Source organism: Oceanibaculum indicum P24 (genome assembly GCF_000299935.1).
GTDB classification, from domain to species: Bacteria; Pseudomonadota; Alphaproteobacteria; order Oceanibaculales; family Oceanibaculaceae; genus Oceanibaculum; species Oceanibaculum indicum.
This window is the reverse complement of sequence record NZ_AMRL01000044.1, coordinates 1-14,514: the sequence shown is the minus strand read 5'-3', so window position 1 is coordinate 14,514 and position 14,514 is coordinate 1. Positions and strand designations below refer to the sequence as shown.

The 14,514-nt window shown below is 61.5% G+C and carries 11 protein-coding genes and 3 pseudogenes; 4 read left to right on the top strand and 10 right to left on the bottom strand.

Going from position 1 to position 14,514, the window contains the following annotated elements; all coding sequences use genetic code 11:
- The 6 genes from P24_RS18520 to P24_RS18495 form a co-directional block, all read right to left on the bottom strand.
- Window positions 1-1,137 (bottom strand): HAD-IC family P-type ATPase (locus P24_RS18520; protein WP_008946282.1); only part of this gene is annotated, 1,137 nt, incomplete at its 3' end.
- Window positions 1,138-1,372: 235 nt separating this feature from the next.
- Window positions 1,373-2,092 carry a copper resistance protein B gene (locus P24_RS18515; protein WP_008946281.1) on the bottom strand — a complete coding sequence of 240 codons (720 nt, stop codon included), beginning with the start codon at window positions 2,090-2,092 and terminating at the stop codon, window positions 1,373-1,375.
- Complete coding sequence (locus P24_RS18510) at window positions 2,089-3,864, bottom strand: copper resistance system multicopper oxidase (RefSeq protein ID WP_008946280.1); 1,776 nt, start codon at window positions 3,862-3,864, stop codon at window positions 2,089-2,091. Before P24_RS18510 ends, P24_RS18515 begins: the two co-directional genes overlap by 4 nt.
- Window positions 3,865-3,874: 10 nt before the next feature.
- Entirely contained in the window at window positions 3,875-4,459 is a 585-nt protein-coding gene (locus P24_RS18505) for a cupredoxin domain-containing protein (RefSeq protein ID WP_008946279.1), read from the bottom strand.
- A gap of 86 nt (window positions 4,460-4,545) precedes the next feature.
- Window positions 4,546-4,908, bottom strand: a complete 363-nt coding sequence (locus P24_RS18500) for a hypothetical protein (protein WP_040708449.1) — start codon at window positions 4,906-4,908, stop codon at window positions 4,546-4,548.
- Between the two features lie 319 nt (window positions 4,909-5,227).
- Window positions 5,228-6,352 (bottom strand): Fic family protein, encoded by a 1,125-nt coding sequence (locus tag P24_RS18495; RefSeq protein ID WP_040708456.1) that lies wholly within the window; start codon window positions 6,350-6,352, stop codon window positions 5,228-5,230.
- Between the two features lie 240 nt (window positions 6,353-6,592).
- Here P24_RS18495 and P24_RS18490 point away from each other — a divergent pair, with 240 nt between their 5' ends.
- Entirely contained in the window at window positions 6,593-7,606 is a 1,014-nt protein-coding gene (locus tag P24_RS18490; RefSeq protein ID WP_008946276.1) for a nucleotidyltransferase family protein, read from the top strand.
- 28 nt (window positions 7,607-7,634) lie between these two features.
- On the opposite strand, the gene P24_RS18485 is transcribed toward P24_RS18490, so the two are convergent.
- Both P24_RS18485 and P24_RS18480 read right to left on the bottom strand, forming a co-directional pair.
- Window positions 7,635-7,925 (bottom strand): helix-turn-helix domain-containing protein, encoded by a 291-nt coding sequence (locus tag P24_RS18485; protein ID WP_008946275.1) that lies wholly within the window; start codon window positions 7,923-7,925, stop codon window positions 7,635-7,637.
- A gap of 4 nt (window positions 7,926-7,929) precedes the next feature.
- Window positions 7,930-9,078: a tyrosine-type recombinase/integrase gene (locus P24_RS18480; RefSeq protein WP_008946274.1), complete on the bottom strand. Its 1,149-nt coding sequence runs from the start codon at window positions 9,076-9,078 to the stop codon at window positions 7,930-7,932.
- A gap of 294 nt (window positions 9,079-9,372) precedes the next feature.
- On the opposite strand from P24_RS18480, the gene P24_RS18475 reads away from it, so the two are divergent.
- Complete coding sequence (locus P24_RS18475; RefSeq protein WP_008946273.1) at window positions 9,373-11,280, top strand: site-specific integrase; 1,908 nt, start codon at window positions 9,373-9,375, stop codon at window positions 11,278-11,280.
- 149 nt (window positions 11,281-11,429) lie between these two features.
- On the opposite strand, the pseudogene P24_RS18470 reads toward P24_RS18475, so the two are convergent.
- A pseudogene (locus tag P24_RS18470) lies at window positions 11,430-11,921 on the bottom strand (IS3 family transposase); the annotation flags it as partial.
- 160 nt (window positions 11,922-12,081) lie between these two features.
- Between P24_RS18470 and P24_RS18465 the strand changes: the two are divergent.
- Window positions 12,082-12,356 (top strand): annotated as a pseudogene (locus P24_RS18465) (integrase core domain-containing protein); the annotation flags it as partial.
- A 186-nt stretch (window positions 12,357-12,542) separates the two neighbouring features.
- Here P24_RS18465 and P24_RS20220 read toward each other — a convergent pair.
- Window positions 12,543-12,704, bottom strand: coding sequence for a hypothetical protein (locus P24_RS20220; RefSeq protein ID WP_156816380.1), 162 nt, complete (start codon window positions 12,702-12,704; stop codon window positions 12,543-12,545).
- A 1,214-nt stretch (window positions 12,705-13,918) separates the two neighbouring features.
- Here P24_RS20220 and P24_RS20575 point away from each other — a divergent pair.
- Window positions 13,919-14,514, top strand: a pseudogene (locus P24_RS20575) (hypothetical protein); the annotation flags it as partial.

The following is a 14,514-nucleotide window of genomic DNA, read 5'->3' as shown; positions in this document are numbered from 1 at the left end:
CCGCTGGATCGGCGCGCGCGACCGCTGCGCCTCGGATACCATGCGCACGATCTGCGCCAGCATCGTATCGCGGCCAACCTTTTCCGCCCGCATGACGAAGCTGCCCTGGCCGTTGATCGTCCCGCCGATGACATTGTCACCCGGCTGGTTGCGGACCGGCATGGATTCACCGGTCACCATCGATTCATCGACGCTGGAACCGCCCTCAAGAACCAGCCCGTCAACGGGAACCCGGTCGCCCGGACGCACTCTCAACCGATCACCAACCTGAACATGATCCAGTTCGACCTCTTCTTCGGCACCATCTTCCGACAAGCGACGCGCGGTAGTCGGCGACATGCCAAGCAGCGCCTTGATGGCACCGGACGTCGTCTCCCGCGCCCGCAGTTCCAGCACCTGTCCCAACAGCACCAGGACGGTGATGACTGCCGCCGCTTCGAAATAGACGGCAACCGCCCCTTCGGCATTGCGGAAGGCTTCAGGGAAGATGCCGGGCAGCAGAGTGGCGACGATGCTGTACAGCCAGGCGACACCGGTTCCCATGGCAATCAGGGTGAACATGTTGAGCGACCGGTTTGCCACCGATTGCCAGCCCCGGAAAAAGAACGGCCAGCCTGCCCAGAGCACGACCGGTGTCGCCAGGACCAGTTGCACCCAGTTCGATGTCTGCGCTGATATCAGATGCGACAGCCCGGTCAGGTGACCGCCCATCTCCAGCAGGAAGACGGGAACGGTCAGCACAAGGCCGATCCAGAACCGGCGTGACATATCGGCGAGTTCGGGGTTTGGGCCATCCTCCAGCGAGACCTCCGCCGGTTCCAACGCCATGCCGCAGATCGGGCAACTGCCTGGCCCAACCTGACGGATCTCCGGATGCATCGGGCAGGTATAGATTGCGCCGGCATCCGTCTCTTTCTCGGCAGGCTTATCGCCGAGAAAGCTCTCAGGCGCCGCGACAAATTTTTCCTGGCACCGCACCGAACAGAAATAGAAGGTGTGCCCCGCATGTGCGGCACGGTGCTTCGTCGCATGCGGGTCAACCTGCATGCCGCAAACCGGGTCGATAGCACTCAAAGCGCCATTGTCTTTGATCCGCGAATGATCGCCGTGATCATGATGATGGCCGTGATGGTCCATGTCAGTACCTCTTGGTCGGATTGGAGTCCTGTCACGCCTCAGCTTTTTCAGGCTGCGGGTGGCAGCAGCAGAACGTGCAGTGTTTCCATTTCCACCAAGGTCGGGCTTCCAGCGTTGGGAAGGTCAAGCTGACATATCAGCAATTTCTGAATGCCAGGGTTGCAGTACAAGAAATGGGCGCAAAAAAAGAAGCCGGCGCCCCTTTACGAGGCGCCGGCTTTCGTGTGCAACCCGGTCAGAACGCGAACCTGATTCCGGTCAGGAAGGCGAGATTATCGACATCCTCCCCCTCGGCGCGGGCGAAATCCGCCGTGTTGCCGAGGCTGCGGCTCCAGGAGACACCGATATAGGGCGCGAATTTCCGCGTGATCTCGTAGCGCACGCGGAAGCCCAGCTCGATATCGTTGAGGCCGGAGCCGATGCCGAGTTCCTCGACCTCCTGCAGGGCCGCGCTGACCTCCAGCTTGGGCTGGGCGATCAGCCGCTGGGTGATCAGGATGTCATGCTCGGCCTCGAACCGGGCGGAGACATCGCCCTTCTCGCTGACGAACAGGGAGGCATCGACCTCGATGACATAGGGCGCCAGCCCCTGGAACCCGAACACGCCATAAGTGCGCGACGGATCGTCGGGCCGGAAATCATGCCGGATGCCGGCCTGGACATCCCAGAAATCGGCGATCATGCGGCTGTAGAGCAGCTGCACTTCCGCCTTCTCGACCGTGTCGTCCCGGACATACTCGCCTTCGGTCTTCAGATAGAGCTTCTCGGAATCGCCGCCAATCCAGCCCTGCGCCTTCCACTCCACCGTGTCGTGGCCATCGCGCCAGCCATGCTCCAGCTGATCGACCAACAGGCTGCCGAACAGCATGTCGTGGCCGTCGGCCGCCAGCGACGGCCCGGAGGCCGCCAGCAGGAGGCCCAGACCGGCGAGGCCGCGCTTCAGTGCCCTGCTCATGCCCGGCCCTTTCCGCTGGCATCCGCCGTTGGCCGCTCGACGATGAAGCGCGTCATCATGCCCGAGGCCATGTGGTACATGAGGTGGCAATGGAACGGCCAGTCGCCTGGCTCATCCGCCGTCAGCAAGACCGACACTTCCTTGCCCGGCGGCACGATCACCACATGCTTCAGCGGGCGGCGGTCAGTCTCGCCATTCTCCAGCTCGACGAACATGCCGTGCAGATGCATCGGATGCGCCATCATGGTCTCGTTCACATAGCGGATGCGCACCCGCTCGCCATAGGCCACTCGGACCGGCTCGCCCTGTTCGAACTTCCGGCCGTTCAGCGTCCAGATATAGCGTTCCATGATGCCGGTCAGCCGGACCAGGATCTCCTGGCCGGGTTCACGGTCATCCGCATTCCTGGCGAAGGCCTTCAGATCGGCATAGGACAGCGCCTTCTCGCCGGGCAGCGTGCCGGCCTGGTCCCAGCCGACAGGCGGTGCGCCGTCCGTCGCCGGGACGGGCGCGGCCATGGCGTGGCCGGCATGGGCACCATGCCCGCCGCCGGATGATCCGTGGCCCATCGCGCCATGATTCATCGTACCGTGGCCCATAGCACCATGCCCCATCGCGCCATGTCCTGATGCACCATGATCCATCGTCCCGTGATCCATGCCCATGGCGCCGTGGTTCATGTCGGACATGGCGAGGATGGCGCGCGGGCGCAGCGGCGGGATCTCCGCCTCCATGCCGGGCCGGGGCGCCAGCGTGGCGCGGGCATAGCCCGACCGGTCCAGCGGTTCGGCCATGATGGTGAAAGCGCGATCCACCCGGGGGCGGACGATCACGTCATAGGTCTCGCCGACGCCGAAGCGGAACTCGTGCGCCTGCACCGGCACGACGAACTGGCCATCGGCGGCGATCACCGTCATCGGCAGGTCCGGAATGCGGACATCGAAGAAGCTCATCGCCGAGGCGTTGATGAAGCGCAGCCTGATCCGCTCGCCCGGCTCGAACAGGCCGGTCCAGTTATCCTGCGGGCCGCGCCCATTCACCAGGAAGGCATAGCCGGTGACGTCCGCCAGATCGGTCGGGTCCATCCGCATGTCGCCCCACTCCAGCCGGTCCTTGAGGGCGGCGTTGAAGCCATCCCTCTCCGCCTGCCGGAAGAAGTCGATCAGCGTGCGCTTGCCGTAATTGTAATAGCCTTCCTGGCTTTTCAGGTTGCGCAGCACCGTGCGTGGATTTTCCTGCGTGTGGTCGGACAGCACGACGACATAGTCGCGGTCATAGCGCACCGGTTCGCGCCCCGCCGGCTCGATGATGATGGCGCCATACATGCCCTGCTGTTCCTGCAGGCCGGAATGGCTGTGGTACCAGTAGGTGCCCGCCTGGCGTAGCTGGAAGCGGTAGGTATAGGTCTCGCCCGGCCGGATCGCCTCATAGCCGTTGAAGCCCGGCGCGCCATCCATGACGCCCTGGATCAGCAGCCCGTGCCAGTGGATCGAGGTCGGCTCGGGCAGGCGGTTGGTCACCTGGATGACCACCTCCTCGCCCTCGCGCCAGCGCAGGGTGGGCGCCGGCACAGAGCCGCCGATGGCGATGGCGTTGCTTTCCACGCTGTCCACCACGATCCGCTTGGCCTCAACGGCGAGCTGCAGCTCCTTGTCGGCCGAGGCAAAGCTGCGCCGCCCCGGATAGAGCGACACGGTACCGGCCAGGCCAGCGGCGCCAGCCAGCTTCAGCGCGTCCCGCCGGCTGATCCGAGGAGAAATGATGCTGTTCATGTCCGCCTCCTCACTTCCGGGCCGAACCGGCGCGGAACTGCACAGCCCCCACCATGCCGGTCTCGTAATGGCCCGGAATGTTGCACGCGAATTCCAGCGTGCCCGAGGACGGGAACTTCCAGATCATCTCCCCCGACTGGCCCGGCTCCAGCAGCACGCTGTTCGGGTCGTCATGCTGCATGGAATGCGACATGCCCATCTTCGAATGATCCATCTTCATCATCTCGCGGTCGATGGAGGTGGGGGTGAGCATGCCGTGCTCGAACATCACCGCCATCTCCTTCTGATGCGCGGCATGCATCTCCGGCGTGGCGATGTTGAACTCGTGCAGGAACTCGCCCTTGTTCTGCACGACGAAGCGGATGGTCTCTCCGCCGGACACCTCGATCCGCTCCGGTTCGTAGTAATTGTCGCCCATGACGATGGTGACGGTCCGGCTGGCCTCGGCGGCCTTGCCGGGCTGTCCGATGGCGGCGCTCCCGTGGCCATGGCTATGCCCACCGGAATGGCCTGGTGCAGCCTGAAGCGGGGCGAGCGGCATGAGGACGGACGCCGTCAGCGCCGCGGCAAACGCGGTGGTTTTAAAGCTACGCATGGATAAATCCTTCGAATACAGATCCTGAATGGCATGACGTCCGGTCGCCCGGTCACAGGGGGCGGGTCATGCGAGCGTGTCGGTGTTCAGGTCCGGTATTCGGGCGGGATCAGCGGCGGGTCGGCGCGATGGCCAGGCGGGCCTGGCAAGCGAGAAATCGCAACGCGATCAAAATGCTGCGGGGGCATGGCCTGTGCAGCAAGACCCATGACCGCCGGCACACAGTGCGCGGAGCAGATGCTGTGATCGAGCGTGATGTTGCCCTGGCCATCGCCCTCTGGCTCCCCGCCATGGTGATGCCCCTGGGGATGCGCGGCAACATTGCCGTGCAGGGCATGGCCGCCGGCAGAATGCGCTTCGGTGCCCTGCGCCTGGCCGGCCGGGTCGAATCCTGCCGCCCACAAGCGCATATCCGCATTGAACCAGAGGCTCAATACGGCAATCAGCACGATTGCGATGGCCCGGCGCCAGCGAATACCCGCCTCCTGCGTTCCTGCAACGGCCGTTTCCGGCCAACTCCATGAGTAGATAGGGGTTCCCGCAAGGGGAAGGTCAAGCCCTGGCGGGGATTCTCCCGTTAGATATCCCCTTGGAAGTCCTAGAACGGTAAACAAGGTTCCAGGGGGATGCAGGCAGTGTTCGGGCGCTCTCCTGGCCGGATCCTTGGAACGGGCCCTTGGATAAATCCACCCGAAGCTTGATTTGGTGGGACCTTGGATTGAGGTTGGGTGTTTGACAAGTGCTCTGACGCGGTCTTGATGGCGAAGCTCAGCTGACGGCGACCTGATCGTCGCGATCATTCAGTGAATAGCTGGTGCTGCGCCCCCCTCCCATGTCCTTGACCAGTATCCCGCGCTCCAGCAGGTCGGTAATGTCGCGCAGCGCCGTGTCCGGTGAACATTTTCCGATCTTTGCCCATTTCGACGAAGTCAGCTTGCCCTCAAATCCCTCGAGCAACCGGTTCAGCATGACGCGCTGGCGCTCATTCAGGGAATCGCCAGCGTGCTTTTCCCAGAAGCGCGCCTTCCTGAGCACGCCCGAGAGAATATCTTCTGCGCCGTCGAACGCCCGCGACAGGCAGGCGAGAAACCAGGTCAGCCACGCGGTGATGTCGAGATCGCCCTTTTGCGTGCTTTCCAGAATGTCGTAGTACGCATTGCGCTCCTGCCGGATTTGCGCGGACATGCTGTAAAAGCGCTGCGGGCTTTGCTCCGAGCGTGCCAGCTGCATGTCGGCGATGGCGCGTGCGATGCGGCCGTTGCCATCCTCGAACGGGTGGATGGTAACGAACCACAAGTGGGCAATGCCTGCCTTGATCACGGGATCGAGCACGCCCTGGCCGTTGAACCAGTCAAGAAAAGCCTGCATGTCGCCAGCAACGCGCGCCGCCTTCGGCGCTTCATAGTGAACGTGCTCGCGCCCGACCGGCCCCGAGATCACCTGCATCGGCCCCAATGTGTCATCGCGCCACGCACCGACCTTAATCCGCTGCATCCCACTGCGTCCTGTCGGGAAGAGCGCCGCGTGCCAACCGAACAGGCGTTCGTCGCTCAGTTCCAAATCGTAGTTCTGGGTGGCATCGAGCATCATCTCGACAACGCTCTCAACGTCCCGATCCGTCGGGACCAGCCCACCTATATCCATGCCCAGGCGCCGGGCAATGGATGAGCGCACCTGGTCCCGGTCGAGGATTTCGCCCTCGATCTCGCTGGACTTCAGGACCTCCTCGGTCATGGTCTGGAGTGACGCTGCCCTGCGCAGGTCGAAACCCAGTGCCTCCATGCGGCCGATCAGACGCCCTTGACGATGTCGGACAGCTGCAAGTGTGACCGCCAGAACCTTGTGGTCCCAGCGGAACTCCGGCCATTCCGCCAGTTCATGAATATAGGCCATAATATCCGCACTCCTTGCGGTCATTATGGCCAGCAATCTCCGCATTTGCCAGGGATAATCTCCGTAGAGTTTGCGGAGATTATTCGCGCCATTTGCTGCAGCTGAGCGCGGGCAACAAAATTGGGACGCATCCCAGCCGGATCCGTGGAGATGGAAGAGTATGTGCTCAACAAACTTGATTTTCGTTGAGCATATGATGTATTCAACGAAATATATCTTTGTTGAGCATATTGGCTGCCTATGACCGATCGGCACTCTGCCATTGCCCACGCGGCCTATCACGATCTGCTGCGGTCGCTGCTGGACGACGCCGTATCGGAGCTGCGAGGCACGCCGACGCTGCTGAAGCGGAATGGCCGCGGCTATTGGTACGACAGCTTCCGTGTCGGCACTTCTGTTCACAAGCGCTATATCGGCGAAGACAGCGAGGCGCTTCGGCAACGGATAGACCGGCATCGCCTTCTGGCAGAGCAAAGCGAAGCAAGGCGCAAAGAGCGGACCCGGCTCGTCCGGCTGCTTCGCGCGGAAGGATTCCTCAGCCTGGATGCGGGAACTGGCAGCCTGCTCGCCGCAATGGCCAAGGCCGGTGTCTTCCGGCTCGGCGGCACCATTGCGGGAACGCACGCCTTCCGCCTGTATGAGGGCGAGCTCGGCGTGCGCTATAGCCTGGATCAGCTGGCGCAAACCGCGGATATCGATATCGCGAGTTTCGAACGCCTGTCGCTGGCCCTTGAGGATATCACCTCACCGCCACTTACCGGCGTGCTGACGGATTTCGACTTCGCACCAGTCCCCGCCATGGAGCCTGAGAAGGTATGGCGCTGGCAGCAGAGCAGCGGCGGCCAACTTGTCGAGTTCCTGACGCCCGCCTTCGACGCGGAAGAAGGAAGGCGCCCGCTGGCGGCCCCCGGCGTGGAGGCGCAGGCCCTCCACCACTTCAACTACCTCATTGCCGAACCAATCCCAGCGGCCGTCATCTACCGCAGCGGCGTGCTGGTGCAGATCCCCCGCCCGGAAAGGTTTGCGATCCACAAGCTGATCGTCTCTGAACGGCGGCAGGGCCAAGGTGACGCGATGAAGGCGCGCAAGGACGTGCTTCAGGCCGAGTTCCTGCTCGACGTGCTGAGTCAGGACCGCCCCGATGAGCTAGCCGAAGCCTATGAGGATGCGCGCTCCCGAGGGCCACGGTGGCGCGACCGGTTGGATCAGGCGCTCGAACGGTCGGAGAAGGCGCGTCAATTCCTTTCAGGCTAGAGCGCCATGCCCGCGTTGACCGTTCCGATCATTCCTCGCCACGCAGCCACGCATCGATCTCCTCCGGATCCGGCAGGTCATCGTCACTGAGAGCCGTCACCATGGCCACGCGCACCGATCGCCGGCTCATCTCGTCCAGATAGGCACGTACATCACCGACGCGATAGCGAACGCTGGCGCCCACCTTGATGAACCTGGGCCCCTTACCCGGCTCCATCCTTGCTTTGTTTAGGCTCGAGACGCTGATCTGGAGGTACTGGGAAAGCTGATCAGTCGTGAGCAACATCTCCGGGTCGAGCGCACTGAAAGCTGGAATCACGGTTCTATTCTTCCTTCTGTGTAGGCCAAACTGACGAAATCGCCGCGGAAGATGCCCGCGACAACGCGTCATCGGCAAGGTGCGAATAGCGCTGGGTCATTCTTGCGTCGCTGTGCCCGAGCAGCTTCGACAAGGTGTAGAGGTCAACCTGTTTAGCGATGGCGTGGCTGGCAAAGGTATGCCGCAGATCATGCAGATGGAAATCGACCAGGCCGATGCGTTGTTTTGCCCTGTCCCAGGCCTGCTGCACGGTACGGATCGGACTTCCCTGCTTCTGCCCCGGAAAGACATGGTCATTGCCTACATGCCGGAAGCTCCGCTGTCGCTCCAGGATTGCCACAGCGCCGTCATTGAGGGGGATCGTGTGTGATACTCCTGACTTCGGCCTTGGTATCCTCCAGCGGCGATTGACGATATCGACATCCTGCCAGCGCATGGACATCACATCGCCCCGCCGCTGGCCGGTGAAATACATCATCTGGATGCAATTTGCGGCATTCGCGGGCTCGGCATCCAGGGCCACTATGAGGGTGGCCAACTGTTCCGGAGTGAGCCAGCGGTCGCGCTTGTTGTTTTCCTGGAATGTCTCGACGCGCGCGACGGGGTTCTTTTCGATCCATTCATGCTCAACCGCCAGCGTGAACATGGCACTGACCAGAGCGCGGTAGCGATTGACCGTCGAATTCTTCAGCCCATCCCGCCTCAACCGCGCCAACAAGCCCCTGACGTCGCCCGTGTTGATCTCCGCGACCTTCCGTTTTCCGAAAGCCGGCAGCAGGACGCGCTCGATCTTGCTGACATCATCCCTGAAGCTTCTCTTGCCCTGTGCGATCTCCAGATAATCCTGCGCAAGCTCCTTGAAGGTCGCGGCCTCGCGGCGCATACGCTTGAGCTTTGCCGGGTTTTCTCCGCGCGCGACCATTCCCGCCAGCTTTCGCGCCTCGGCCCGGGCCTGGGCGGCGGTCAGCGCTTCTGGCCCGCCGATGGTGTAGGTGTACTGCTGGCCGTCCAGGCGATAGCGGAAGAGATATTTCGTGTCACCCGCCGTCCCAACTCTCAGATAGAAGCCACGCACCTCGCTATCGGCTATCATCCGCCGGGCACCATCTGTGGTAATGTGCCTGATCAGGGCTTCTGTTATGCGTTCGGGCATCGTCTAATCCTTGGATTCCTGCCGATTTTCGCTGCCGTACTGGATCACACAGGGATCACAGACGGCGCGAAAACAGCGGAATAAGCGGGAAGTTACATGAAAACTAATGCGTTGTTATTATTATATTTATGATAACGCTTATGGGCAAGGGAAATACCCCTGATCGGACTCTGACTCCGTCAACCCTGGTTCGAATCCAGGTCCCCCAGCCATTTTCCTTCAGTCACTTGAAAATATTGAACTTTTCAGTGTGATACAGGCCTTGATGCTGCTGTAGCACTAAGGTGTATCACAATGAGGAAAATCCAGCATCTGCACCGGCGTGGCGCGGCCTATTGGTGGCGCCGCCGCATGCCCGCCGATCCGGCACGGCATTTTCCTGATTTCATTGTACAATTGAGCCTGCGTACTAAGGATCGCCGGCAGGCCGTCCCCAGGGCGCGTTGGTTGACCTACCTTACGGATACGATGCTGATGGCTGCCGGAACGACCTATCTGAAACCCACCGAGCTTCAGGCGCTGCTGCGCGATTATCTGACGGCGCGACTCGTCTGGATGGAAAACGAGCTGACCGCCGACCCTTTCATCGAAGCGGCCCATGCCAACGAACTAATCAAGGACATGAAGGATGGCGTGCGTGATGCCCATCGCGCCTACCTGGCCGCCGCCGAGAACGAGCGGACGGCCGAATGGGCAACCGAGCTTCTGGGACTGAGTGGCTACAAGCCCCCATACAGTGCCCATGTCATGAAGCAGGTCCAGAAACTGATCCACCGGGGCGAGCGCGAAGCCTTCAGGACCATGGCGGCGCGGCTGGAAGGCACAGACGGGGCAGAGCCGGAACTGTCGGATACAATCCTGCCGACCCGGGCGTTGATCGAGCAGGGTCTTGTGGATTTCGGAGCGCGGCCGAGACACCCACGCCACGCAAATCAGGAGGCCAGCCAGACCGATACACCAGCTGACTTCCAATCCGACCCCGCCAGCCTCAATGGCGCAACATCGGCAGCAAACGGGCGGAAACGCCCGGCAACCGCAAAGCGGCAGGCCGCGACTGCCAGCCGGAGCGTGATGGATATCTTCGAGGAGTACGAAACCGAGCGCTCTCGATTCGGAAACTGGAGTGAAAAGACGCGAATCCAGACCCGACAAAGCCTGTCCATGATGGCGGATTTTCTTGGCGATCTTCCGCCGTACGATTACAGCCGAGCCGTGATGGTCGGACTCAAGGCGAAGCTTCTGAAATTGCCGTCGGGCTACGGTCAGGCCAAGGCCTATAAGGGACTTCGCGGCGATGCCTTGATCCAGAAGGGTCAGCAGCTGGGCGACACTCCGATTAGCGGTAAGACGTTGAACCGGCATATCTCCGCGCTCTCAGCATTCTGGGACTGGCTCGTCGCAAATGATTATGCGCCGGAAAATCCGTTGAAAGGCCTCGGCGGCAAGAAACCGCCAGCACGGCGCGCCCGACTGAAGGCGAGGCGGGCAATCAGTGAAGGTGAAATCCGCGCCCTTCTCACCTCGCCCGTCTATGCAGGCTGCCGGTCGGCTGGCCGGCGCACGCAGCCCGGCAGCGTGATCATCAAGGACGAACTTTTCTGGCTGCCACTGTTTGAGTTGTTCAATGGTCTGCGGTTGAGTGAGATCGCCCAGGCCAGGACAGAAGACGTCATTTTCCTCGCCGACCACAATCACTGGTTCCTGCGAATCGAGGAAGGCGAAGGCCGGTCTGTCAAGACCGAAACATCGCGGCGGCCTGTGCCGATTCACCCGGAAATCCTGCGGCGCGGATTCATCGAGTTTGTGGAGGAGAAACGCAAAACCAGCACGGATGGACGACTTTTCCCGCGCGGTTGGGGAGCCAATGCAGCGTCACCATCCGCGCCGGTAGGCAAGCTGATCAGCCGGTATTTTAATGCGATCGGAATCGGCGATACGGGGGCAAAGAATCATGCGCTACGACACAGTTTTGCGACCAAGCTCAAAGCCCATGGCATCGATCCCCGCGTTCGATCGCTACTCATGGGGCACGAAGCGGTGGATGATTGGAACTGGGCGAATCGCGGCTCCGCCATGACGAAAACTTATGAGGAAGATACTGAAGAAGCCGTCTCGGGGGATTTGCGGCTGATGATCGAGGCGATCAGGATGGTGGACTTCCAGAAACTCATTGGTCAGCCGGAAAAGAGCGCGGCGGCCTGAGCGGATTATTGCCTGCAAAACTTTCGGAAACCGGGCTGAAATCTCAGAATTTGTTACCTGTGATGGCTCCGCCAATTGCGGCTATTCCGCATGTGAATTGGTAGGTCATCTGAATCGCGCCGGGTTTGCTGGAGGCTGGTTTTCGATAGTTATGCGGCCATGGGTTGGGTGTCAATTGCCGTGTGGAACTTGTCCTCGGCCTCTGCTGGCGGGATGTTCCCGATTAGCTCGAGGAGACGGCGGTTGTTGAACCAGTCGACCCATTCGAGGGTTGCGTATTCGACCGCCTCGAAGCTGCGCCAGGGGCCACGGCGGTGGATGACCTCTGCCTTGAACAGGCCGTTGATCGTCTCAGCCAGCGCGTTGTCGTAGCTGTCGCCGACGCTGCCCACCGAGGGTTCAATGCCCGCCTCCGCCAGGCGTTCGGTGTAGCGGATGGACAGATATTGGCTGCCCCTGTCGTTGTGATGGATCAGGCCCATGCCCTTGGCCGGACGGCGTTCATGGACAGCTAGTTCCAAGGCATCGAGGACGAACCCGGCATGCGCCGAGGTGCTGACACGCCAGCCAACGATCTTGCGGGCATAGGCGTCGATGACGAAGGCGACATAGGCGAATCCCTTCCAGGTGGCGACATAGGTATCTACGCCCGCCTCAACGCTCCACGCATGCAATGGGAGGGAGCGCTTGAGCAACTGGGGGGCACCGCGCTCCCTCCCATTGCATCATCCAGCCCAAAAGGGCCAAATGACGAAAGGACTCTGCTCTCAGCTGGGTGAGCTTAGGGGCTCACGTCACGAGGTGCGCATCAGCATGGACGGCCGAGGCCGCTGGATGGACAACGTGTTCATCGAGCGGCTGTGGCGATCTCTCAAATACGAGTGCGTCTATCTCCACGCCTTCGAGACCGGCTCGGAGCTGCGCGCTGGTCTTGCCCGGTGCATCGCCTATTACAACACCCAGCGACCGCACTCCGGTCTCGCCGGGCGAACCCCGGCAGAGGCCTATGGGCGGATCGGCGAATCCGATCATGGGGGGCATGCCCCCATGATCGGGTGACCAAACTGGCGGCATAATTACAATGGAGATGAGCTTAACTTCGCCGCCAACCTGTCCGAATTTCCGAGACCACATCACACCTCAACCTACCCAGGAGGATTGATTTTAGCAGAACGAGAAAGGGCTGCAATCCGCAGCCAGCGAGGGTACTATCACGGCCAGCAACGCGTGCCCGGACGCATGTAGATATTCGTCAGCGAGCGTCAGCTTCTTCGCATTGCCGTGGCGAAAAATCCGGACGCGACCGATCGAATCGCCTGTTCGCGCACATAGGTAGCAAGGGTGATTCCGGCCTCGGCTGCAGCGTCCTGCAGGATGACTCGATCTTCGAGCGGCAGGCGCACCAGGAGCCGCTCAAACCGCACGCCCTTTCCTCTTCCGGCAAAGCGTCATCGTGCGCCTGAAGATGCTGGCCTGCTGCCGTGCGGTCACCGCACTGAGTGCCGTCAAAAACGCCACCAAGGCGCTTCGCCTCTCCGTCTATCGCGCGTTCCATCATCTGCAGCTGGAGCTGAGGATCCGATCCGGCCCCGGATATAATTTCTGGCATACAAACTACTATCCTGCCCCCCCAATTTATTCCTTCTGATTATTTTTTATGGCAATGATTTAAAAGGGAGAAACAAGATTGAAATTTATGTTAATCAAGATGCTCGCCAAAGGCTCACAATGGCCGGAAAAAGGAAGGGATGGGGCGGCTTAGGCTAAAAAGATCGAGGTGGGCCTGCCGCACACCGCGTAGACCGCACCGGGTACAGCTGTCCATTTGCGGATTTATACTGTTGCACCATTTATACATTCATTTTATTTTCGTTTTGGCTCATGTTGCGAAGCATGCATTCGATGAAATCCGCATATCAATGGAGCGATGAGATCGCGCGGGAAGTTTGCGCGGATGGGCAGATCAAGCAGATCAGGTCAAAATTTTCGGCGCTGTCCGACCGACCGGCGACGCGGCCCCTGGAGCTGGGCGAACTGATCGACGCATTGAGGGGAGACATACGGGAGCGGCTATAAGCCGGCAGAACGATGTGTGAAGTCGCGGCGGAGCTGGCATAACTGAGCAAAATCAAGCATCGCGGAGCGACGATTAGGATAGCGATTTCGCGCCAGATCGGCATCACGAAGCGGCGCGCAAAGAGTGGCACAGTTCAGCGTGCGCCAGCAGAAACGCTGCCGGCGATTCGACGAGTTAGATCGCCTTGATTCGCGGACTTTTTGTGCTCGCGCCGCAGGTCGCCCGGACCGGCCAGAATCACACTTTCGGCAACACTCTGGTCTGGTTGATCTGCGGTGTACTGGCGATCAATGTGGCGGCCTGCCCGACGTAATGGAATCGGTCGTGCTGAAAGGCTGTTGATGAGCGACAACAAAGTTGGCCGACGGCGTCAACCAAGGTGGCCGGTGGTCCCAGGCGAAGGGAGGGCGTAGCCCGACCGTAGACTGGGGCCACCGGCGCGGCTCTCTTCGGGGAGTAGGTGCTGGCCGCTGCGGGCCGGTAGGGTCGCATTCTCTGAAGCCAAACGGAGATCCGACCGTGCCGGGCAAACCCGTCACCGACCAGCAAGTGAGAGTCGACATGACTGACCGTCTTAATCACAGCCAGCGTGTCGCTGCCGCCCGCGCGGGTTTCAGCGAACGCACCGCCCGCCGGATCGAGCGCGATCCGCGCCCTCCCTCCCAACGCAAGCCGGCCCGGAGCCGCACCGTGCCTGATCCACTCGTGGCGGTATGGGAGCCGGTTCTGCTGCCGATCCTCGAGCGCGATCCCGTCGTTCAGGCCGTCACCTTGATGCGGCACCTTCAGCTGACCGATCCCGAATCCTTCCCGGATGACCGTGTGCGCCGGACGCTTGAGCGGCGTGTCTGCGGCTGGCGCGCCCTGCACGGGCCCGAGCGCGACGTGATCTTCCGACAGACGCCCGAGCCGGGGCGCATGGCCCTGTCCGACTTTACCGATGCCGGAGAGCTGGGCGTGACGATCGGGGGGCAGCCGCTCGCGCATCGGCCTTTACCATTTTGTCCTGGCCTACAGCGGCTGGGAACATGCCGCCGTGGTCCTGGGCGGGGAGAGCTTCACCGCGCTGGCGGAGAACCTCCAGAACGCGGCTACCGGATCAGCCCCAACACGGTGTGGTCGCTGCTGCGCAAGGCGGTAAGCGGTGTTCTGGCCCC

Coding starts and splice junctions, on each gene's coding strand:
- P24_RS18510 (WP_008946280.1), bottom strand. CDS start 3,864: ATGAACAGCATCATTTCTCCTCGGATCAGCCGGCGGGACGCGCTGAAG.
- P24_RS18505 (WP_008946279.1), bottom strand. CDS start 4,459: ATGCGTAGCTTTAAAACCACCGCGTTTGCCGCGGCGCTGACGGCGTCC.
- P24_RS18490 (WP_008946276.1), top strand. CDS start 6,593: ATGACCGATCGGCACTCTGCCATTGCCCACGCGGCCTATCACGATCTG.
- P24_RS18480 (WP_008946274.1), bottom strand. CDS start 9,078: ATGCCCGAACGCATAACAGAAGCCCTGATCAGGCACATTACCACAGAT.
- P24_RS18515 (WP_008946281.1), bottom strand. CDS start 2,092: ATGAGCAGGGCACTGAAGCGCGGCCTCGCCGGTCTGGGCCTCCTGCTG.
- P24_RS18495 (WP_040708456.1), bottom strand. CDS start 6,352: ATGGCCTATATTCATGAACTGGCGGAATGGCCGGAGTTCCGCTGGGAC.
- P24_RS18475 (WP_008946273.1), top strand. CDS start 9,373: ATGAGGAAAATCCAGCATCTGCACCGGCGTGGCGCGGCCTATTGGTGG.